This is a genomic window from Frigoribacterium sp. PhB107 (assembly GCF_003751515.1).
GTDB lineage: Bacteria > Actinomycetota > Actinomycetes > Actinomycetales > Microbacteriaceae > Frigoribacterium.
Window position 1 is genome coordinate 1023152 of the sequence record NZ_RJKU01000002.1, and the last position, 19524, is coordinate 1042675.

At 73.8% G+C, this 19524-nt stretch carries 18 protein-coding genes; 15 read left to right on the top strand and 3 right to left on the bottom strand.

Features of this window, described 5'->3' with window-relative positions; genetic code table 11:
• Position 1: 1 nt before the first annotated feature.
• Complete coding sequence (locus EDF18_RS13005; RefSeq protein WP_123548170.1) at positions 2-1273, bottom strand: MFS transporter; 1272 nt, start codon at positions 1271-1273, stop codon at positions 2-4.
• 85 nt (positions 1274-1358) lie between these two features.
• On the opposite strand from EDF18_RS13005, the gene mnmA reads away from it, so the two are divergent.
• From mnmA to EDF18_RS13055, 10 genes are all read left to right on the top strand, one after another.
• Complete coding sequence (gene mnmA, locus EDF18_RS13010) at positions 1359-2480, top strand: tRNA 2-thiouridine(34) synthase MnmA (RefSeq protein ID WP_123548171.1); 1122 nt, start codon at positions 1359-1361, stop codon at positions 2478-2480.
• Positions 2477-4804, top strand: a complete 2328-nt coding sequence (ligA, locus tag EDF18_RS13015; RefSeq protein WP_233569135.1) for an NAD-dependent DNA ligase LigA — start codon at positions 2477-2479, stop codon at positions 4802-4804. Before mnmA ends, ligA begins: the two co-directional genes overlap by 4 nt.
• Before the next feature lie 107 nt (positions 4805-4911).
• Complete coding sequence (locus EDF18_RS13020; protein ID WP_123548172.1) at positions 4912-6417, top strand: alpha/beta hydrolase; 1506 nt, start codon at positions 4912-4914, stop codon at positions 6415-6417.
• Positions 6418-6538: 121 nt separating this feature from the next.
• The gene (gatC, locus tag EDF18_RS13025; RefSeq protein WP_123548173.1) at positions 6539-6838 is read left to right on the top strand and encodes an Asp-tRNA(Asn)/Glu-tRNA(Gln) amidotransferase subunit GatC; all 300 of its coding nucleotides are present in this window, start codon (positions 6539-6541) and stop codon (positions 6836-6838) included.
• Positions 6839-6840: 2 nt separating this feature from the next.
• Positions 6841-8391, top strand: a complete 1551-nt coding sequence (gatA, locus tag EDF18_RS13030; RefSeq protein ID WP_123548174.1) for an Asp-tRNA(Asn)/Glu-tRNA(Gln) amidotransferase subunit GatA — start codon at positions 6841-6843, stop codon at positions 8389-8391.
• Positions 8391-9890 carry an Asp-tRNA(Asn)/Glu-tRNA(Gln) amidotransferase subunit GatB gene (gene gatB / locus EDF18_RS13035; RefSeq protein ID WP_123548175.1) on the top strand — a complete coding sequence of 500 codons (1500 nt, stop codon included), beginning with the start codon at positions 8391-8393 and terminating at the stop codon, positions 9888-9890. Before gatA ends, gatB begins: the two co-directional genes overlap by 1 nt.
• Before the next feature lie 37 nt (positions 9891-9927).
• A complete protein-coding gene (locus EDF18_RS13040) occupies positions 9928-10770 on the top strand; it encodes a hypothetical protein (RefSeq protein WP_123548176.1) in 843 nt (280 codons plus the stop codon).
• Complete coding sequence (locus tag EDF18_RS13045) at positions 10763-11599, top strand: DUF3097 domain-containing protein (RefSeq protein ID WP_199732431.1); 837 nt, start codon at positions 10763-10765, stop codon at positions 11597-11599. The genes EDF18_RS13040 and EDF18_RS13045 overlap by 8 nt, the downstream gene beginning before the upstream one ends.
• A 188-nt stretch (positions 11600-11787) precedes the next feature.
• Positions 11788-12438: a spermidine/putrescine ABC transporter substrate-binding protein gene (locus EDF18_RS13050; protein WP_123548177.1), complete on the top strand. Its 651-nt coding sequence runs from the start codon at positions 11788-11790 to the stop codon at positions 12436-12438.
• Entirely contained in the window at positions 12435-12815 is a 381-nt protein-coding gene (locus EDF18_RS13055) for a DUF3054 domain-containing protein (RefSeq protein ID WP_123548178.1), read from the top strand. The genes EDF18_RS13050 and EDF18_RS13055 overlap by 4 nt, the downstream gene beginning before the upstream one ends.
• 40 nt (positions 12816-12855) lie before the next feature.
• Here EDF18_RS13055 and EDF18_RS13060 read toward each other — a convergent pair whose 3' ends face one another.
• The gene (locus EDF18_RS13060) at positions 12856-13179 is read right to left on the bottom strand and encodes an ATP-dependent DNA ligase (RefSeq protein ID WP_123548179.1); all 324 of its coding nucleotides are present in this window, start codon (positions 13177-13179) and stop codon (positions 12856-12858) included.
• A gap of 256 nt (positions 13180-13435) precedes the next feature.
• Between EDF18_RS13060 and EDF18_RS13065 the strand changes: the two genes are divergently transcribed.
• The 5 genes from EDF18_RS13065 to EDF18_RS13085 all read left to right on the top strand — a co-directional run bounded on the left by EDF18_RS13065 (position 13436) and on the right by EDF18_RS13085 (position 18038).
• Complete coding sequence (locus EDF18_RS13065) at positions 13436-14143, top strand: DedA family protein (RefSeq protein ID WP_123548354.1); 708 nt, start codon at positions 13436-13438, stop codon at positions 14141-14143.
• Positions 14144-14270: 127 nt separating this feature from the next.
• The gene (locus EDF18_RS13070; RefSeq protein WP_123548180.1) at positions 14271-15020 is read left to right on the top strand and encodes a hypothetical protein; all 750 of its coding nucleotides are present in this window, start codon (positions 14271-14273) and stop codon (positions 15018-15020) included.
• Between the two features lie 74 nt (positions 15021-15094).
• Positions 15095-16123, top strand: coding sequence for an SDR family oxidoreductase (locus EDF18_RS13075; RefSeq protein WP_197980647.1), 1029 nt, complete (start codon positions 15095-15097; stop codon positions 16121-16123).
• Positions 16120-17586: an NAD(P)/FAD-dependent oxidoreductase gene (locus EDF18_RS13080; protein WP_123548181.1), complete on the top strand. Its 1467-nt coding sequence runs from the start codon at positions 16120-16122 to the stop codon at positions 17584-17586. The genes EDF18_RS13075 and EDF18_RS13080 overlap by 4 nt, the downstream gene beginning before the upstream one ends.
• A complete protein-coding gene (locus tag EDF18_RS13085) occupies positions 17583-18038 on the top strand; it encodes an SRPBCC family protein (RefSeq protein ID WP_123548182.1) in 456 nt (151 codons plus the stop codon). The genes EDF18_RS13080 and EDF18_RS13085 overlap by 4 nt, the downstream gene beginning before the upstream one ends.
• A gap of 40 nt (positions 18039-18078) precedes the next feature.
• On the opposite strand, the gene EDF18_RS13090 is transcribed toward EDF18_RS13085, so the two are convergent.
• Positions 18079-19479: a serine hydrolase gene (locus EDF18_RS13090; RefSeq protein ID WP_123548183.1), complete on the bottom strand. Its 1401-nt coding sequence runs from the start codon at positions 19477-19479 to the stop codon at positions 18079-18081.
• Positions 19480-19524 lie beyond the last annotated feature (45 nt).

Consider the following 19524-nt stretch of genomic DNA (forward strand, 5'->3'; position numbering starts at 1 on the left):
CTCAGCGCAGCTCCCGCGGCACGTGCGGCGAGTACCGCGGCACGTAGCGCAGCAGGATGACGGCCCCGACGAGGCCGAGCACGCCCATCACCCCGCTCGCCAGCGAGATCGAGACCACGGCGGTCAGCCCCGAGATGAGCAGCGGTGCGGCCGCACTGCCCGCGTCGCCCGTGAACCGCCAGGCGCCGAGGAACGGCGCAGGGTCGGCCCGGTCGGCGAGGTCGGCGCCGAGGGTCATGAGGATGCCGCTGCCGATGCCGTTCGCGAGCGACATGAACATCGCCACCGCCACGAACCAGCCCACCCGGGCGTCGAGGTCGTGGGTGAGCGACAACGCCAGGTACGAGATCGAGAGGCCGACCATCGAGGGGACGGCGCTCCAGAGGCGGCCCCAGCGGTCCATGATCTGGCCGCTCGTGTAGAAGAGCGCGAAGTCGACGGCGCCCGCGATGCCGATGATCAGCGCCGTCTGCGGCGCGCTGATCCCGATGCTCACGGCCCAGAGCGGCAGGATCACCTGGCGCCCGGCCCGCATCGCGCCGATCAGCGCGGCGCCGCTGCCCAGCTTGACGAGGACGCCGCGGTGGCGGGCGAGCGTGCGGAACAGGCCCTCCGCCTCCTTCGCGACCTCCTCCTCGCCGACGGTCGGGGCGTCGACGGGGACGGCGGCCGCCGCCCGCCGCTCGCGGAGCACCTCGGACGGGTCGCGCAGCACGAGCAGCACGACGGCCGCGCCGAGGCAGCCGGCGACGTGGATCCAGAAGGCGGACTGCGTCGAGCCGGTGAGGTGGATGGTGCCGGCCGCGAGGAACGGGCCGACGAAGTAGCCGAGCCGGAAGACCCCGCCGAGGCTCGAGAGCGCCCGCGCCCGGACCTCGACCGGCACGAAGCTCGTCATGAACGCGTGCCGGGCCAGGGCGAACACGGCCGTCGAGAGGCCGATCAGCAGCACGCCCCCGGCCAGGACCCACTCGTTCGGCGCCCACACGCAGGTCAGCAGCCCGACGATGCTCACGAGCGCGGCGGAGATCATCGCGGTGCGCTCGCCGATGCGGGAGACGAGCCAGCCGCTCGGGACGTCGCCGATCAGCTCGCCCACCAGGATGAGCGCGGCGACGAAGGCCGCGAAGGGCAGGGTCGCCCCGAGGTCGCTGGCGACGACCGGGATGATCGGGATGATCGCACCCTCGCCGATCGCGAACAAGGCGGCGGGGAGGAAGGCCGACAGGGCGACGGACCGGAACGAGAAGGCGGGGGAGGGCGTCGACGTCATGGCACCGGCCACACTATGCCTGCCTCGGCCGGGGTCGACCGCCCTGGCCCCGCCGGGCCCGGGCGCGGCTGCTTACACTTGACGGATGAAGATCCTCGCAGCGATGAGCGGCGGCGTCGACTCGGCGGTCGCCGCGGCCAGGGCGGTCGAGGCCGGCCACGACGTCGTCGGGGTGCACCTGGCCCTCAGCCGGATGCCCGGCACCCTCCGCACCGGCAGCCGCGGCTGCTGCACCATCGAGGACTCGATGGACGCCCAGCGTGCCGCCGACGTCATCGGCATCCCCTACTACGTGTGGGACTTCAGCGAGCGGTTCAAGCTCGACGTCGTCGACGACTTCGTGGCCGAGTACACCGCTGGTCGCACCCCGAACCCCTGCATGCGCTGCAACGAGCGCATCAAGTTCGCCGCCCTGCTCGAGAAGGCCCTCGCGCTCGGCTTCGACGCGGTGTGCACCGGGCACTACGCGACCATCGTCACCGACGACCAGGGCGAGCGAGAGCTGCACCGCGCCTCCGCGTGGGCCAAGGACCAGTCGTACGTGCTCGGCGTGCTCACCGCCGAGCAGCTGGCGCACTCGATGTTCCCGCTCGGGGCCACGCCCTCGAAGGCCGAGGTGCGGGCCGAGGCCGCCGCCCGTGGCCTCAGCGTCGCGGCGAAGCCCGACAGCCACGACATCTGCTTCATCCCCGACGGCGACACCCGCGGCTGGCTCGCGGAGCGCGTCGGCGCCGAGCAGGGCGACATCCTCGACCGCTCGGGCGAGACGATCGGCACGCACCAGGGCGCGCACGCGTTCACGGTCGGGCAGCGCAAGGGCCTCAACGTCGGCTTCCCGTCGGACGACGGCAAGCCCCGCTTCGTGCTCGAGGTGCGACCGGTCGACAACACGGTGGTGGTGGGCCCGAAGGAGGCGCTCGACATCGCCGAGATCGCCGGCGGCTCGTACACGTGGGCCGGCCGCGCGCCGGTCGACCCCACGACGGCGTTCGGCTGCGACGTCCAGATCAGGGCCCACGCCGACCCCGTCCCCGCCGTTGCGCGGGTGTCGGTGGTCGAGGGTAGAACGGAGCTCGTGATCACTCCCCACGAGCCCCTCAGCGGCGTCGCCCCCGGGCAGACGGCCGTCGTCTACGTCGGCACCCGCGTGCTCGGCCAGTGCACGATCGACCGGACGGTCAGCGCCGTCCCGGTCCCCGCGCCGTGAGCGACGCGGCCGAGGCCGTCGTGCCCGAGGCGACTCCTGACGACCTCGCCGCCGCGCGTGACGAGGTCGAGCAGCTCACGTCGCGAGTGCTAGAGCTGCGCGACCAGTACTACGAGGGCAACGCCTCGACGGCGTCCGACTCCGACTACGACGCCCTGGTGCGGCGTCTCGCCGAGCTCGAGGGCGAGCACCCCGAGCTGCTCAAGGCGGACAGTCCGACGCAGACCGTGGGCGGCCGGGCCGAGACGACGCAGTTCGCCCCCGTCGAGCACGCCGAGCGCATGCTCAGCCTCGACAACGTCTTCAGCGACGACGAGCTCGCCGAGTGGGCCGGCAAGGTCGAGCGCGACGCCGGCGCCGAGCGTGTCCGTTTCCTCTGCGAGCTCAAGATCGACGGGCTCGCCATCAACCTCCGCTACGAGCAGGGCGTGCTCATCACGGCCGCCACCCGCGGCGACGGCGTCGTGGGCGAAGACGTCACGGGCAACGTCCTCACCATGGGGACGATCCCCGAGCGTCTCGAGGGCACCGGCCACCCTCCGATCGTCGAGGTGCGCGGCGAGATCTTCTTCCCGGTCGCCGAGTTCGACCAGCTGAACGCCCGCCAGCGCGAGGCGGGCGAGCGCGTCTTCGCGAACCCGCGCAACGCCGCGGCCGGGTCGCTGCGCCAGAAGGCCGAGGGCAAGAGCCCCGAGAAGCGCGCCTTGATGGACGCCCGGCTCCGCAGCCTGCGGATGCTCGTGCACGGCATCGGCGCCTGGCCCGTGCGCGAGCTCGAGCGCGACACCGACGTCCACAGCCAGAGCGAGGTCTACGACCTCCTCGCCTCGTGGGGCCTGCCCATCTCGACCCACCACCGCGTGTACGACACCGTGCCCGAGGTCGCCGCGTTCATCCACGACTACGGCGTACGACGGTCCAGCGTCGAGCACCAGATCGACGGCATCGTCGTCAAGGTCGACGACCTCGCGCTGCACGACGAGCTCGGCGCGACGAGCCGGGCGCCGCGCTGGGCCACGGCGTTCAAGTACCCGCCAGAAGAGGTCAACACCGAGCTGCTCGACATCGTCGTGAGCGTGGGCCGTACGGGCCGTGCCACGCCCTTCGCGGTGATGCGCAAGGTGGAGGTCGCGGGCAGCGAGGTGCGCCAGGCGACCCTGCACAACCAGCAGGTGGTCAAGGCCAAGGGCGTGCTGATCGGCGACACCGTCGTGCTGCGCAAGGCCGGCGACGTGATCCCCGAGGTGCTCGGCCCGGTCGTCGAGCTGCGCGACGGCAGCGAGCGCGAGTTCGTGATGCCGACCGAGTGCCCCGAGTGCGGCACGACGCTGCGGCCCGCGAAGGAGGGCGACATCGACCTCCGCTGCCCCAACGCCGAGAGCTGCCCCGCGCAGGTGCGCGGCCGCGTCGAGCACATCGCCTCGCGCGGCTCGCTCGACGTCGAGGGCCTCGGCGAGGTCGCGGCGGCCGCGCTGACGCAGCCCGTCGAGCCGGCGACGCCGCCGCTCCGCACCGAGGCGGGCTTGTTCGACCTGACCATGAGCGACATCTTCCCCGTGCGGGTGGTCGTGCGTGACTCCGAGACGGGCATGGAGAAGCTCGAGGCCGACGGGGTGCCCAAGCTCGTCACGCCGTTCCGGCGGCGTCGTGCGAAGAAGGACGGCCCCTTCGACCCCGGCGCCACGGAGTTCGCCGGTGACGAGACGAGCGTGCCGTCGAAGACGGCGATCGAGATGCTCGCCAACCTCGAGGCAGCGAAGACGAGCCCGCTCTGGCGCATCCTCGTCGGCCTCAGCATCCGCCACGTCGGGCCGGTGGCCGCCCGGGCCCTGGCCGGCCACTTCGGCTCGCTCGACGCGATCCGAGCCGCGACCCGCGACGAGCTGGCCGCGGTCGACGGCGTGGGCGGCATCATCGCCGACGCCCTGCGCGACTGGTTCGAGGTCGACTGGCATGTCGAGATCGTCGACCGCTGGGCCGCGGCCGGCGTCCAGCTGACGACGCCCGACCACCCGGGGCCCGGCGCGGCCGTCGAGGCGGGGGGAGTGCTCTCGGGCCTGACCGTGGTGGCCACGGGCAGCCTCGAGGGCTTCAGCCGGGAGGGCGCGCAGGAGGCGATCCTCGCGGCCGGCGGCAAGGCTGGCAACAGCGTGAGCAAGAAGACCGACTTCGTGGCCGCCGGCCCCGGTGCCGGGTCGAAGCTCACGAAGGCGGAGCAGCTCGGCGTCCGGATCATCGACGCCGCCGAGTTCGCTGTCCTCCTTAAGGAGGGCCCAGCGGGGCTCGCTGTCCCCGATTCGGGGGACGAATCCTCAGCTGGCTGACGAAAACCCTGGTCAGGCGGCACCTCGCGCTCTTAAGATGAGGGCGCGCATCGGCCGGGGCTGTAGGGGGTCGTGGCTCGGGTGCGCACGAGAGGGAAAGACCCGACGTGCTGTTCCTCGCCGCAGCCATCCTGTCCGCATCGATCCACCTCACCGGGGTGGTCGTCGGTCCCGTCGAGCCTGCCGCCGGGCCTGGGGCAGCGGGTGCCGAGGCGCACACGGTGTCCCCGGTGCGCACGGGGTCCGATACGCGAACGGGGTCCGAGACGTCAGCTCGCCAGGACCGAACCGAGTCCGAGCACGCCACGTCCGTCGGCCCGGGGACTTCGCCTGCGCCCACGAGCCTGGCCGAGCCTGCCCGCCCGGCCCTCTCCGACGTCTGCGCGGGAGCCGTCCCCGCGTCCTGCCTCGACGACCTCGCGACGGCGAGGCAGGACGAGCTCGAGGGCCTGGCCGCCTCCCTGGACGCCTCCGGCGACGACACCGGTGCGCTCGTCGACGCGGTCGCCTCCGTCCGGACCGCCTCCGAGGTCGCATCCTGGTGGGCCGGCCTCGACCCCTCGCGCCAGCTGACACTCGTCGCTCGCGTTCCCGGCCTGGTCGGCAACCTCGAGGGCGTGCCCTACACGGCCAGGGACGAGGCCAACCGCCTGTTCCTCGTGGCCGCGCGCACGGCGATCGACGAGCGTCGGGGCACCCGGGACGAACGGCGCGACGACGACGCCCGCGCCGAGATGCTCGACCAGGTCGCCGCGGCGATCGGGGGCCGCGCGGCCGGCGACGCTGAGCGGCACCTCGTCGTCCTGGACACGGTGCTGCCGGGCCGGGCCGCCGTCTCGGTGGGCGACCTCGACACGGCCGACGACGTCAGCGTGCTCGTGCCGGGCATGTTCTTCACCGTCGGCAGCCAGCTCGTCGACTGGACCGACACGGCCGGCGAGCTCTACGACGAACAGCGGTCGTGGACGTACCTCCTGGCGAGGGCCGACGGCGACGGGCTCGACCAGGTCGCCGTCGTGGCGTGGCTCGGCTACCGGACCCCCGACCTGACCAACGTCTACGGGCTCGACCTCGCCCGGGCAGGGGCCGACCGCCTCGGGGACGCGATCACGGGGCTCGACGCGGCCCGCGCCTCCTCGCCTGCCCGGGTGACGGTCGTCGCCCACTCCTACGGGTCGACGACTGCCACGCTCGCCCTGTCGTCCGGGGCCGTCTCGGTCGACTCCCTCGTGCTGCTCGGCTCGCCCGGCAGCGTCGTCCCGTCCGCGTCGATGCTCGACGTCGCCGGCGACGACGTCTACGCCGCGGCGGGCAGCTTCGACCCCGTGGCCGGCAGCGCGTACTTCGGCGCCGACCCCGGCACCGCCGGCTTCGGCGCCGTGCTGCTGCACACCGGGGGAGGCGCGGACGGCTACACGGGACGCGCCCTGGCCGCCGCCCTCGGCCACAACTCCTACCTCGTGCCGGGCACCGAGACCCTGCGCAGCACGGCCCTCATCGGGCTCGGCCGCGGCGACCTGGTGGACGGCGAGCCCGGCGACCCCCGACCGGTCGCCCCCGAGGCGCCCGACCTGTCGCTCGTGCGGCCCCAGGAGCTCTACGTGCGGGACTGACGCCCGCCGGACGCGACCTCGAGGCCGCAGCCGCCGGGACCAGCCGGGCCGGGCGCGGCCCCGTAAGATCGTGGGGTACCCCCAGCCGCGGTACCCCAGACGAACCACGTGACGGAGCAGCATGTCTGAAATCACGCGCGAACAGGTGGAGCACCTCGCAGGTCTCGCCCGCATCGCCCTCACCCCCGACGAGATCGAGACCATGACCCGGGAGCTCGGGCAGATCGTCGACAACGTCGCCAAGGTGTCCGAGGTCGCGACCGACGACGTCCCGGCGACCAGCCACCCGATCCCGTTGACGAACGTCTTCCGCGACGACGTCGTCGGCGAGACCCTCACGGTCGAGCAGGCGCTCTCGGGCGCGCCCGACCACGACGGCTCGCGGTTCCGCGTGACCGCCATCCTGGGAGAGGAGCAGTAGCCGTGGCCGACGCCTCCTCGATCATCCGCCTCAGCGCGGACGACCTCAGCACCCGCCTCGCCTCGCGTGACGTGTCGTCCGTCGAGGTCGTGCAGGCGCACCTCGACCGCATCGCCGCCGTCGACGGCGACGTGCACGCGTTCCTGCACGTCAGCGACCAGGCCTTGGCGACGGCAGCCGACGTCGACCGCCGCCGCGCCGCGGGCGACGCGATGGGCCCCCTCGCGGGCGTGCCGATCGCCGTCAAGGACGTCCTCTGCACGATCGACATGCCGTCGACCTCGGGCAGCCGCATCCTCGAGGGCTGGGTGCCGCCGTACGACGCGACCGTCGTCGCGAAGCTGCGCGCCGCCGATCTCGTGCTCCTCGGCAAGACGAACATGGACGAGTTCGCGATGGGCTCGTCGACCGAGTTCTCCGCCTACGGCCCGACGCACAACCCGTGGTCGCTCGACCGCGTGCCCGGCGGCTCGGGCGGCGGCTCGGCCGCGGCCGTCGCCGCCTTCGAGGCGCCCCTGGCCCTCGGCAGCGACACCGGCGGGTCGATCCGCCAGCCGGGCGCCGTCACCGGAACGGTCGGCGTCAAGCCCACCTACGGCGGCGTCAGCCGCTACGGCGCCATCGCGCTCGCGAGCTCGCTCGACCAGGTCGGCCCCGTCAGCCGCACCGTGCTCGACTCGGCGCTGCTGCACGACGTCATCAAGGGCCACGACCGCCGTGACTCCACCTCGCTGCGCGACGAGTGGCCGTCGTTCGCCGACGCCGCCCGCCGCGGCCTGGCCGGCGGTGCCCTGCAGGGCGTGCGCGTCGGCGTCGTCCGGCAGCTCGCCGGCGAGGGCTTCCAGGCAGGAGTGAAGGCGCGCTTCGCCGAGGCGCTCGACCTGCTGACCGGCGCCGGCGCCGAGGTCGTCGAGATCGACGCCCCGAGCTTCGAGTACGCGATCAGCGCCTACTACCTGATCCTCCCCGCGGAGGCCTCGAGCAACCTCGCGAAGTTCGACTCCGTGCGCTTCGGCATGCGCGTCGTGCCCGAGGGCCGCGGCACCGTCGAGGACGTCATGGCCGCCACCCGCGAGGCCGGCTTCGGCCCGGAGGTGAAGCGCCGCATCATCCTCGGCACCTACGCGCTGAGCGCGGGCTACTACGACGCCTACTACGGCAGCGCCCAGAAGGTGCGCACGCTCGTGCAGCGCGACTTCGCGGCCGCGTTCGAGAAGGTCGACGTGCTCGTCTCGCCGTCGGCGCCGACCACGGCGTTCCCGCTCGGCGAGAAGCTCGACGACCCGCTGTCGATGTACCTGAACGACCTCACGACCATCCCCGCGAACCTCGCCGGCGTGCCCGGCATCACGGTGCCGATGGGGCTCGCCGACGAGGACGGCCTGCCGACGGGCCTGCAGTTCATGGCTCCCGCCCGCGAGGACGCGCGTCTCTACACCTACGGCGCCGCCGTCGAGCAGCTCCTCGAGCGGGGCTGGGGACACACTCTCATCTCGCGTGCGCCCGACCTGAGCAGCACCGAGCAGACCGCCGCCACCGAGGGAGTCATCTGATGGCCAAGGCAGACCTGATGGACTACGACGAGGCGCTCGCCCGCTACGAGGTGGTGCTCGGCTTCGAGGTGCACGTCGAGCTCGGCACGAAGACCAAGATGTTCTCCGACGCGCCGAACTTCTTCGGCGGCGAGCCGAACACGAACGTGACGCCGGTCGACCTGGGGCTGCCGGGCTCGCTGCCGGTGGTCAACGAGCAGGCCGTGACCTACTCGATCAGCCTCGGCCTCGCGCTCGGCTGCTCGATCGCCGAGAGCTCGCGCTTCGCCCGGAAGAACTACTTCTACCCGGACAACCCCAAGAACTACCAGGTCAGCCAGTTCGACGAGCCGATCGCGTTCGAGGGCGAGGTCGAGGTCGAGCTGCCCGACGGCACCGTGTTCCACGTGCCGATCGAGCGGGCGCACATGGAGGAGGACGCCGGCAAGCTCACGCACGTCGGCGGCTCGACCGGTCGCATCCAGGGCGCCGAGTACTCGCTCGTCGACTACAACCGCGCGGGCATCCCGCTCGTCGAGATCGTCACGAAGCCGATCATCGGCGCGGGTGCCCTCGGCCCCGAGCTCGGCGCCGCGTACGTCTCGACGATCCGCGACATCGTCCGCAGCCTCGGCGTCAGCGAGGCGCGGATGGAGCGCGGCAACCTGCGCTGCGACGCCAACGTGTCGCTCCGTCCGCACGGCCAGGAGAAGCTGGGCACGCGCACCGAGACGAAGAACGTCAACTCGTTCCGCTCGGTCGAGCGCGCCGTCCGCCACGAGATCCAGCGCCAGGCGGCGATCCTCGCCGCGGGCGGGACGGTCACCCAGGAGACGCGCCACTGGCACGAGGACACCGGGCGCACCTCCGCCGGGCGCCCGAAGAGCGACGCCGACGACTACCGGTACTTCCCCGAGCCCGACCTGCTGCCGGTCGTCCCGTCGCGCGAGCTCGTCGAGCAGCTCCGCCTGGCCCTGCCGGAGGCGCCGGTGGCCCTGCGTCGCCGTCTCAAGGCCGAGTGGGCCTTCGCCGACCAGGAGTTCCAGGACGTCGTCAACTCGGGCCTCCTGCAGGAGCTCGTCGACACCGTCGCCGCCGGCGCGTCGCCCCAGGCGGCCCGCAAGTGGTGGACCGGCGAGATCGCCCGCACCGCCAACGCGGCCGGCGTCGAGCCGTCGTCGCTCGTGTCGCCCCTGCACGTCAGCGAGCTGATCGCCCTCGTCGAGTCCGGCGAGCTGACCGACCGTCTCGCCCGTCAGGTGCTCGAGGGCGTCGTCGCCGGCGAGGGCTCGCCCGCCGAGGTCGTCACCTCGCGCGGCCTCGCGGTCGTCTCGGACGACGGAGCGCTCATCGCCGCCATCGACGAGGCGCTCGCCCAGCAGCCCGACGTGCTGGCGAAGATCCGCGACGGCAAGGTCCAGGCGGCCGGTGCTGTCATCGGCGCCGTCATGAAGGCGATGAAGGGCCAGGCGGACGCCGCGCGCGTCCGCGAGCTCGTGCTCGAGAGGGCGCAGGCCTGACCACCCGCCTCGACGCCGCAGAGGCGGCCCGGTCACGATGACCGTGCCGCCTCTGCTCCGTGCCGCCGCGCCGATGGGCCTCGCCCTCGTCGCGGCGGCGCTCGTCCTGGTGACCGCCTCGCAGCTGCTGCCCGAGCGCGTGGCGGTGGTCCACCTCCGGGACGGGGCCACGGGGCTGGCGGCGAGCCGGTCCGACCTCGTGCTGATCGCCTCCTCACTGCTCGTCGGCCTCGTGCTGGCGTGGCTGGTGACGGCCGCCGCGCTCGCGTGGACGCCGGCTCGGCACCTGCTCGTGCCGTACGCCGCGCACTGGAAGGCGGCGCCCCGCCGTCGCGAGCTGCGGCTGCGCCTGGCTCGCTGGGCCGCGCGGGCCTTCGCCGCCGCGGTCTGGTTCGTGACGGCCCTCGTCGTCCTCGCGATCGCCGGGCAGAGCGGGGGGCCGCTGTCGGCCTGGTGGCTGCCGCTCGTCGCGTCGGGTCTCTACGTCCTCGTCGTGCTCGGCGGCTTCGCCTGGGCGTTCGGGCTCGGCTTCCGACCGGACGGATCCGCTGGCCCGACGGCTTCGGCGACGACGGCCCCGGCACGATCGGGGGCTGCCGCCTCGGCGTCGTCGTCCACAGCCGCCCCGGCCCTGCGCGCCGACCCTGCGTCACGCCCCACCGCGCCTGCCGACCGCCCCGGGCCCAGGTCGGGGCTCGGCTCCGCCACGGGCCCCGCTGTGGCTCCCCGCGCGACCCGCCCGCCGCCCTCGAGCACCGTGCCAGGGCGTCGACCGACGACGGGGCGCCCCGCCGGCGGCGAGCCCGACGGCAAGGGCCCGCCGCGCCCCTACCAGCCCCGACCCACCCGACCCACCCGAGGAGGACCGCCCCGTGGATGACGACCGCTACGGACAGGACGTGCTGAGCGGCGACTGGAAGCGCTCGTCGCGACCGGCGCCGACGCCCACCGACGCCGTCCGCGACCTCGTCGTCGAGGAGGCGCGCAGCGGCTTCACGGGAGCCGTCGTGCGGGTCGAGGCCGGCACCGTCGAGCTGGAGGACTGGAAGGGCCGCGTCCGCGCCTTCCCCCTCGGCGGGTCGTTCCTGATCGACGGCTCCCCGGTCGCGCTGCGCGTGCCCCGCGCGGCGCCCCAGGGGCGCGCACGGACGGCCTCGGGCTCGTTCGCGGTCGACGGGGCCAGGGCACGGGTCGCCCGCGAGAGCAGGATCTTCGTCGAGGGCCGGCACGACGCCGAGCTCGTCGAGAAGGTCTGGGGCGCCGACCTGCGGGTCGAGGGCGTCGTCGTCGAGTACCTCGAGGGCGTCGACCACCTGGCCGAGGTGCTCGCCGAGTTCCGGCCGACCGCGAGCCGCCGCGTCGGCGTGCTGGTGGACCACCTGGTGGCCGGGTCGAAGGAGAGCCGCATCGCCGACTCGATCGCCCGCGGGCCGTCGGGCGCTCACGTGCTCGTCGTCGGCCACCCGTTCGTCGACGTCTGGCAGGCCGTGAAGCCGGGTCGCCTGGGTCTCGAGGCGTGGCCCACCGTGCCGCGCTCGGTCGAGTGGAAGCACGGCATCTGCGAGCACCTCGGCTGGCCCCACGACGACCAGGCCGACATCGCCGCCGCCTGGCAGCGGATCCTCGGCCGAGTACGGACCTTCGGCGACCTCGAGCCCGCCCTGCTCGGCCGCGTCGAGCAGCTGATCGACTTCGTCACCGTCGACTGACCCGACCCGCCCGCCACCTCCTCATCCAGGAACATCTGTCCTGATCCGCGCGGGGAGGGGCGTGATCGTCCTGATCCGTGCACGGATCAGGACCGCGTGACGGCTCGTTCCTGGTCCCTGGGACGTCGGAGGTGCGAATCGCCCGACGGCAGCGGCCCCCGACGGGCTCCGCGCCCTAGATTCGTCGCATGGCCGATTCGATCGAGGGGCAGGTGCGCGGGGCGGTCGACGCCTGGCTGCGCTGGCTGCCGCGCTGGCGGATCGGTACGGCCCGCGGTCGCACCCGGGTCTGCCGCACCTGCTTCGGCTCGCCGGTCTCCACCGCCGCCGGTCTCGACCACGACGTGCCGCACGCCGTCCAGCACGCGCTGCTCAACCGCCTCCGGCACATCGTCGACGCGGAGGTCGACACCTACACGACCCGCAACCTGCCCCTGGTCGACCGCGAGCTGCGACGCGCCGCGGCGGGCGAGCCCGACGGGTACCGCCCGGAGGCCGACCTCGCGCCCGAGTTCGACGGCCTCGACGTCGACCCCGAGCCGGACCCGACCCAGCCGTTCCTGTTCACCCTGGCGGGCCTCGCCGCCGAGGACGCGCCTGCTGCAGGCGGGACCGACGAGGAGGCGGCGGCCGAGCCGGAGTTCACCGAGCAGGCCAAGCAGGCCCTCCGTCGCGAGCTCGCGCTCGCCGACGAGCACGCGCAGGCGGTCGGGACGGCCCTCTGCTTCGCCGTCGCCGGCCACCGCGAGCGCATCGCGGAGGCGCTGGCGCGCCTCGTCGAGCCCCAGGTCGACGACCTCCTCGCCGAGCTGTCGCGCACCCTGGAGCAGCCACGATGACGGCGCGCCGGTCGCCGTGGTGGGCCTTCGTCGCGGATCTCGTCCTTGTGGTGGCGTTCGTCCTGATCGGGCGTCGCAGCCACGACGAGGGGTCGGCGCTGGCCGGTGTGCTGACGACCCTGTGGCCGTTCGCCGCGGGGCTCGTCGTCGGCTGGGCCCTCGTGCTGGTGCGCGGGCGCGCTCTGTCGGCCCTCGGCTCCGGTCTCGTCGTGTGGCCCGCCACGGTCGTCGTCGGGATGGTGCTCCGTGTCATCAGCGGTCAGGGCACGGCGGTGAGCTTCGTGGTCGTCACGGTCGTCGTGCTCGGGGTCTTCTTGCTGGGCTGGCGAGCACTCGCGAGGCTGCGGCGCCGTCGAGCCCGCAGCTCGCGCCGCTGAGCGACCTGGGGGCTGACGCACCCACCGCCGCTCGGGGCGGCTACTTGCGCTTGGCGGAGTTGTCGAGGCTCGGCTCGTCGGTGAGCACCAGGCCGGACGAGCTGTTGGAGGAGGTGGTCAGCTCGGCGAGCCACTCGCGGCTGATCGTCGGGACGCGACCGCCGGAGTACTTGAAGTAGAGGGGAATGCCGGGATCGAGCCAGATGCTGCTGCGGCCGTCGCCGACCTTCTGGGTGTCGCGCCACGAGAAGAAGAACGACTCACGTCGTCGCAGCTTGGTGGCGATGACGATCTGCAGGTGCTCGAGCGTCCTGTCGTCGAAGTCGATCTCGATGCTCGACGTGCCGTAGATCAGCGATCCCATGGTGGTACCCGTTCAGTCCTGTCGTCCGTGCCGGACCGCGACTCGGGATGAGCGGAGCGGTCGGTGACAACCTACCGTGCGCCTCCGACAGGGCCGCCCCTGGTCCGGACGTGTCCCGGGCGAGGGGGCGGGCGCGCGTGGGGGCGAGGGTGCCGCGGTGCAGAGCGTGCAGCGTCCGGGGCTGCGCCCAGCCGTCCCTGCCATGCTCGACGAGCCGATCCGAGCCCTCGCGGGCCACGAACCGACCCAGGGACCCATGACCTCCACCGCCGCCAGCCCGTTCCTCCTCGCCCCGACCGCCACCGCCAGCGCCTCCGCCTCGCCCGGCTCGCTCACCGAGAGCGACGGCATCGTCGGCATCGCCTCCCGCGTCATCGACGCCGCCGGCGAGTGGGGCGTCGGCCTGCTCACCTTCGTCGAGACGGTGTTCCCGCCGATCCCCAGCGAGCTGATCCTGCCCCTGGCCGGTGCGCTGGCGGGCAGCGGCGACATGAACGTCGTCCTGCTCGTGGCCACGGCCACGCTCGGCGCGTACGTGGGCGCCCTGGTGCTCTACTGGCTGGGCGCCGTGCTCGGCCTCGAGCGCAGCATCCGCTGGCTGTCGAAGCTGCCCCTCGTCGACCGCGAGGACTTCGACTCCGCAGCGGGCTGGTTCCACCGCCACGGCCGGTCTGCGGTCTTCTTCGGGCGCTTCATCCCCGGGGTGCGGAGCCTCATCTCGTTGCCCGCCGGCGCGGACCGGATGCCGCTCGTCACCTTCTCGCTCTTCACGATCATCGGCAGCGGCCTCTGGAACACGCTCCTGATCGGGCTGGGCGTCGCCCTCGGCACCCAGTACGAGCTGATCGACCGCTACGCGAAGTACCTCGACTACGCCGTCTACGCGGCGATCGCCGGGGTCGTCCTCTGGCTCGTCGTCCGGGCGGTGCGCCGTCGCCGTGCGGCCGGGCGCACCGGGAGCTGATCCGTCCCGTCGTGCCGAGAGCGTGCTCGGAGCGGATCCCCACGGTCCGTCCAGGCGGGAGGACCGGGTCGTCCGTACTGTCGGAGGCCCGGGAGGCACCCGGGGCGACCGGAAGGAACGGCACACCATGGGATTCCTCGACAAGCTCCTCGGACGAGACGACCCACAGGACGGCGCGACCCCGCAGGGCGCGCAGCAGCAGGCCCCTCAGCAGACCGGTCAGCGCCCCGGCAGCCGCACCGACGACGAGATCGCGGTCGAGCGCTACCGCTACCTGCTCCGCACCGCGCCGCCGGAGACCATCGAGCAGGTGCACGCCGAGGCGTTCGCGACCCTGACGCCCGAGCAGCGCCGCACGGTCTTCGACGAGCTCAGCCGTCAGTCGCCCCAGGGCGAGCAGCCCCGCGGTGACGACGCGGGCTCGTTGGCCCAGGCGGCCACCCGCTCCGAGCTGCGTCGTCCCGGCACCCTCGAGCAGACCCTGGGAGGCGGCCCGCAGGGCGCGCAGGCCGGCGTCGGCCAGGCACCGGGCCGGCAGGGCGCCGGCATGGGCATGGGCTCGATCATCGGCGGCTCGCTGCTCGGCACGGTCGCCGGGTACGTGATCGGCTCGGCCCTCGTCAGCTCGTTCCTGCCCGACGGCGGGGACGCGACGGCCGACGGCGGCGACGCGGGCGACGCCGGTGCGGACGGCGACGCAGGGGCCGACGGCGCCGCGGACGCCGGTGCCGACGGCGGTTCCGACCCGCAGCTCGCCGGCGACGCCACCGGCGGCGACCCGGGCGCGGCAGGCGACTTCGGGGGCGGCGACTTCGGCGGCGGGTTCGGCGGCGGCGACCTCGGCGGGGGCGGCGGCTTCGGCGACTTCGACATCTGACCGGGACCCCTGGCCAGGACTATCGTCGACCACCCACGCCCCACGACCCCGTCGCAGACCGTCTGAGGAGACCCATGAGCAAGCTCGACCCCACCATCTCTCGCATCGCCGTCGTGACGGGGGGCAGCGCGGGGCTCGGCCGGGCCGTGGTGCGCGAGCTCGCCGACCGCGGGTGGGACGTCGCCGTGCTGGCGCGCGGCCAGGAGGGGCTGGACGGCGCCGTCGCCGACGTCCGGGCGGCCGGTCGCCGCGCCCTGGGCGTCCCCACCGACGTCGCCGACCGCGAGCAGGTCGAGGCGGCGGCGACGCGCGTCGAGGACGAGCTCGGCGACATCGGCCTCTGGGTCAACTGCGCCATGGTCGGGGTGTTCGGCGAGTTCCTCGAGACCGACCCCGACGACTTCGAGCGGGCCACCCAGGTGAACTACTTCGGCTTCGTCAACGGCACCCGCGCGGCGCTGTCGCGCATGACGCCGCGCGACGCGGGCCACGTGATCCAGGTCGGCTCCGCGCTCGCGCACCGGGGCATCCCGCTGCAGGCCGCGTACTGCGCCTCCAAGCACGCCGTGCAGGGGTTCACCGAGTCGGTGACGACCGAGCTGATCCACAACCGGAGCCACGTCGTCATCTCGACCGTCGACATGCCGGCCCTCAACACGATCCAGTTCAACTGGGTCCGGTCGCGTCTCCCCGAGCACCCGAAGCCGGTGCCGCCGATCTTCCAGCCCGAGGTGGGGGCCCGGGCGATCGCCGACGTCGCGGACAAGCCGCGTCGTCGCTCGTGGATCGGCGAGCCGACCGTCATGACGGTGCTCGGCAACCGGTTCGTGGCCAACTGGCTCGACGTGTACCTCGCCAAGACCGGCTACAGCGGGCAGCAGGCGCCCGAGAAGTCCGAGCCGATGTGGCCGGACAACCTCTACAGCCCCGTCGCCGGCGACCACGGCGCCCACGGCATCTTCGACGACCAGGCCCGCTCGACCAGCCCGCAGGTCTGGTACACGCGCAACCGCGGCGTCAGCTACGCGCTCGCCGCGGCCGGTGCCCTCGGCGCGGGCGCCGCCGTGGTGCGTGCCGTCGCCGGCAGCAGGCGCCGCCCGTGACGGCGTCGTTCGACGCAGTCGTCGTCGGCGCCGGGCCCAACGGCCTCTCGGCCGCGGTCGTGCTCGCGAGGGCAGGGCTCCGCGTCCAGCTGCTCGAGCGCGCCGACGCGATCGGCGGCGGCACCCGGACCGCCGAGCTCACCCTGCCGGGCTTCCGCCACGACATCTGCTCGGCGGTGCACCCCATGGCGATGGCCTCCGGCTTCTTCCGGCGGTGGGGGCTCCAGCAACGGGTCGAGATGATCGTGCCCGAGGTCTCGTACGGGCACCCGCTCGACGGCGGCACCGCGGGCGTCGCCTACCGCGACCTCGACCGCACCGTCGACGGCCTGGGCGTCGACGGCCCGACCTGGCACCGGATGTTCTCCCGCCTCGTCGACCTCGAGCCCGAGCTGTCGCAGTTCACGCTGTCGCCGATCCTGCAGGTGCCGCGCCACCTCGGCACCACGGTCGAGTTCGGCCTGCAGATCCTGCACCAGGCGGGTCCGTGGTGGGACGCAGGGCTCAGGACCGAGGAGGCGCGGGCACTGCTCGCAGGCGTGATGGCCCACGCGATCCGGCCCATGCCGAGCCTCAGCGCGTCGGCCGCCGGCCTCGCCCTCGCGGTGCACGGGCACGGCGTGGGGTGGGCGGTGCCCCGCGGGGGCAGCCAGGCCATCGCCGACGCGCTCGCCGACGACCTCGTCGCCCACGGCGGGGTGATCGAGACCGGCGTCGAGGTGACCAGCCTCCGTCAGCTCGACGCGTCCGTGCGGCTGCTCGACGTGACCCCGAAGCAGCTGATCGCGATCGCCGGCGACGAGATGCCCGCCGGGTACCGTCGCCGGCTGGAGCGGTTCCGGTACGGGGGAGGAGCCTCCAAGGTGGACTTCGCCCTCAGCGGCCCGGTGCCCTGGCAGGCCGAGGAGCTGCGCCGCACGCCGACCGTGCACCTGGGCGGCGACCGTGCGGCCGTCGCCCGGGCCGAGCACGACGTCGCCCGCGGCGTGCACCCCGCCGAGCCGTTCGTGCTCGCGGTGCAGGCGGGCGTCGTCGACGACACCCGCGCGCCCGCCGGGCAGCACGCCCTGTGGACCTACGCGCACGTGCCGAACGGCAGCACCGTCGACATGACCGAGGCGGTCACGCAGCAGATCGAGCGGTTCGCGCCCGGCTTCCGCGACCTCGTCCTCGCGTCCCGCGCCCACACGGCGTCCGACCTCGAGGAGCACGACCCGAACTACGTCGGCGGCGACATCGCGTCGGGGGCCCCCACGATGCGGCAGCTGATCGCGCGACCCGTGGTGTCGACCGACCCGTGGCGCACCCCGGTCGCGGGGACGTACCTCGCGTCGTCGTCGGTGCCGCCCGGCCCCTCGGTGCACGGCATGGGCGGTGCCTACGCGGCGCTGAGCGCCCTGCGCCACGAGTTCGGGATCGACCACCTGCCCCGGCTGGGGCCCGACGGAGGGACGACGACGTGAGTCGCGACCAGAGGTTCTTCGAGGCGTCGCCGCACGAGGTCTTCGACGTGCTGAGCGACGGCTGGCTGTTCCCGAGCTGGGTGGTGGGCGCCTCCCGCATCCGCGACGTCGAGCTCACCTGGCCGGCCGTCGGGGCGCGGATCCACCACTCGTTCGGCGTCTGGCCGCTCGTGCTCGACGACACGACGAGCGTGCTCGAGTGGCACCCGCCGCACCGGGCCGTCTTCCGGGCCCGCGGCTGGCCCTTCGGCGAGGCGCAGGTCGCCCTGACCGTGCACGAGCGCGCGGGCGGCTGCCTCGTCGTGATGGAGGAGGAGGCGGTCACCGGGCCGGGCGCGCTCGTCCCCGACGCGGTGCTCGACCCGGCGCTCGGCGTCCGCAACCGCGAGACGCTGCGCCGCCTGGCGTGGCTGGCTGAGGGCCGACTGCGCGACCGGGTCTCGCCGAGCTGACCCCCGCCTCCCGGGGCCCGGCCGCCTGCCGTCCTCGTCGCTAGAGCGGGGACGTCTCGCCGTGGCGCGGCGCTCGCAGCTGCCGCAGGGCAGGTGCGTGCAGCGGCGTCGTCTCCCACCGGACGTCGGCGGCGCCTCCGTCGAGCACCAGGTGCAGGCGGTGCGGCGTCTCGACGAACACCACGTCGACCTGCAGCGCCGCGCCCCGGCGGCCGGCGGTGACCGCGAGCGCGTCGGTGACGGTCCAGGCGCCGAGGACGACCTCGGCCTCGAGCACGTCGTCGCTCTCGTGCAGCAGCACGCGCCACGACGACCCTTCGCCCGCCAGCTCGACCGACGTCAACGACGGCTGCTCGCTCGACGACGTCGGCACGAAGGAGGCGGCACGCAGGTCGGCAGCGCCGGAGTCGTCCTCCAGGGTCGCCAGCCCGAGCGCGGCCGTGCGGCGGGCCAGCGCGTCGTCGGCGGCCGCGTCGCCCGGGCCCTCGAGGGCCGGCAGGAGGTGCTGCCAGGCGAGGTCGAGCACGGCCTGCATGTCGACGGTCTGGCCGGTGAGCGCGAGCACGACGTCGTGCTCGGGCAGCACGACGCAGAACTGGCCGTAGGCGCCGTCTCCGCGATAGCCGTGCCGGGCCATCCAGAACTGGAAGCCGTAGCCCTGGCTCCAGTCCGCGTTCGCCTCGTCGGGGTTCGCGACCTGCACCCGGGTCGCTTCGTCGACGTAGGAGGCGGGGAGCAGCTGCCTGCCCTGCCACACGCCCCGCTGCAGCCACAGCTGGCCGAGCAAGGCCACGGCCTCGGTCTGCGCGTGCAGCCCGCTGAAGCCGATCTCGCGGCCGCTGCCGTCGCGCTGCCAGCTAGCGTGCCCGACGCCGAGCGGCTCGAACAGCCGCGGGCGCAGGTAGTCGGTGAGCGACAGGCCGGAGGCGCGTTGCACGATCGCCGCGACCGCGTAGGTGCAGGGCTGGTTGTAGGCGAAGACCGAGCCGGGGTCGGCCTCCGGCGGCGTGAGGAGGAACCCGCGGACGAGGTCGGCCGCGTCGGCCTCGAGCGCGCGGCCGAGGGCCTCCGCGTGGTGTCCGCTCGACATCGCGAGCACGTCGCGGACGCGCATCGACCGGCTGCGCGGGTCGGTCACGTCGGCGTCGAGCTCGGGGAAGTGGCTGAGCACGGTGTCGTCGAGGCCGAGGAGGCCCTCGTCGACCGCGAAGGCGACGGCCGTCGAGGTGAAGCTCTTGCTCAGGGAGTAGAGCAGGTGGACACGGTCGGCCGAGTACGGGGCCCACCAGCCCTGCGTCACCACGGAGCCGTGACGCACCAGCACGACGCTGTGCGGCTCGACGCCGGGCGTGGACTCGAGCCCGTCGAGGAAGGCCGCGACGCCGGCGGCGTCGATCCCCTCGGCGGACGGCGTGCTGGTGGGCAGAGCGTCGATGGTCATGCCGTCCAGGCTAGCGCCGGCCGGCCGGAGCCGGTCGGCGACGCC

Coding starts and splice junctions, on each gene's coding strand:
- EDF18_RS13040 (WP_123548176.1), top strand. CDS start 9,928: ATGACCGTGCCGCCTCTGCTCCGTGCCGCCGCGCCGATGGGCCTCGCC.
- EDF18_RS13060 (WP_123548179.1), bottom strand. CDS start 13,179: ATGGGATCGCTGATCTACGGCACGTCGAGCATCGAGATCGACTTCGAC.
- EDF18_RS13070 (WP_123548180.1), top strand. CDS start 14,271: ATGGGATTCCTCGACAAGCTCCTCGGACGAGACGACCCACAGGACGGC.
- mnmA (WP_123548171.1), top strand. CDS start 1,359: ATGAAGATCCTCGCAGCGATGAGCGGCGGCGTCGACTCGGCGGTCGCC.
- EDF18_RS13005 (WP_123548170.1), bottom strand. CDS start 1,273: ATGACGTCGACGCCCTCCCCCGCCTTCTCGTTCCGGTCCGTCGCCCTG.
- EDF18_RS13050 (WP_123548177.1), top strand. CDS start 11,788: ATGGCCGATTCGATCGAGGGGCAGGTGCGCGGGGCGGTCGACGCCTGG.
- EDF18_RS13075 (WP_197980647.1), top strand. CDS start 15,095: ATGAGCAAGCTCGACCCCACCATCTCTCGCATCGCCGTCGTGACGGGG.
- EDF18_RS13055 (WP_123548178.1), top strand. CDS start 12,435: ATGACGGCGCGCCGGTCGCCGTGGTGGGCCTTCGTCGCGGATCTCGTC.
- EDF18_RS13090 (WP_123548183.1), bottom strand. CDS start 19,479: ATGACCATCGACGCTCTGCCCACCAGCACGCCGTCCGCCGAGGGGATC.
- EDF18_RS13065 (WP_123548354.1), top strand. CDS start 13,436: ATGACCTCCACCGCCGCCAGCCCGTTCCTCCTCGCCCCGACCGCCACC.
- gatC (WP_123548173.1), top strand. CDS start 6,539: ATGTCTGAAATCACGCGCGAACAGGTGGAGCACCTCGCAGGTCTCGCC.
- gatB (WP_123548175.1), top strand. CDS start 8,391: ATGGCCAAGGCAGACCTGATGGACTACGACGAGGCGCTCGCCCGCTAC.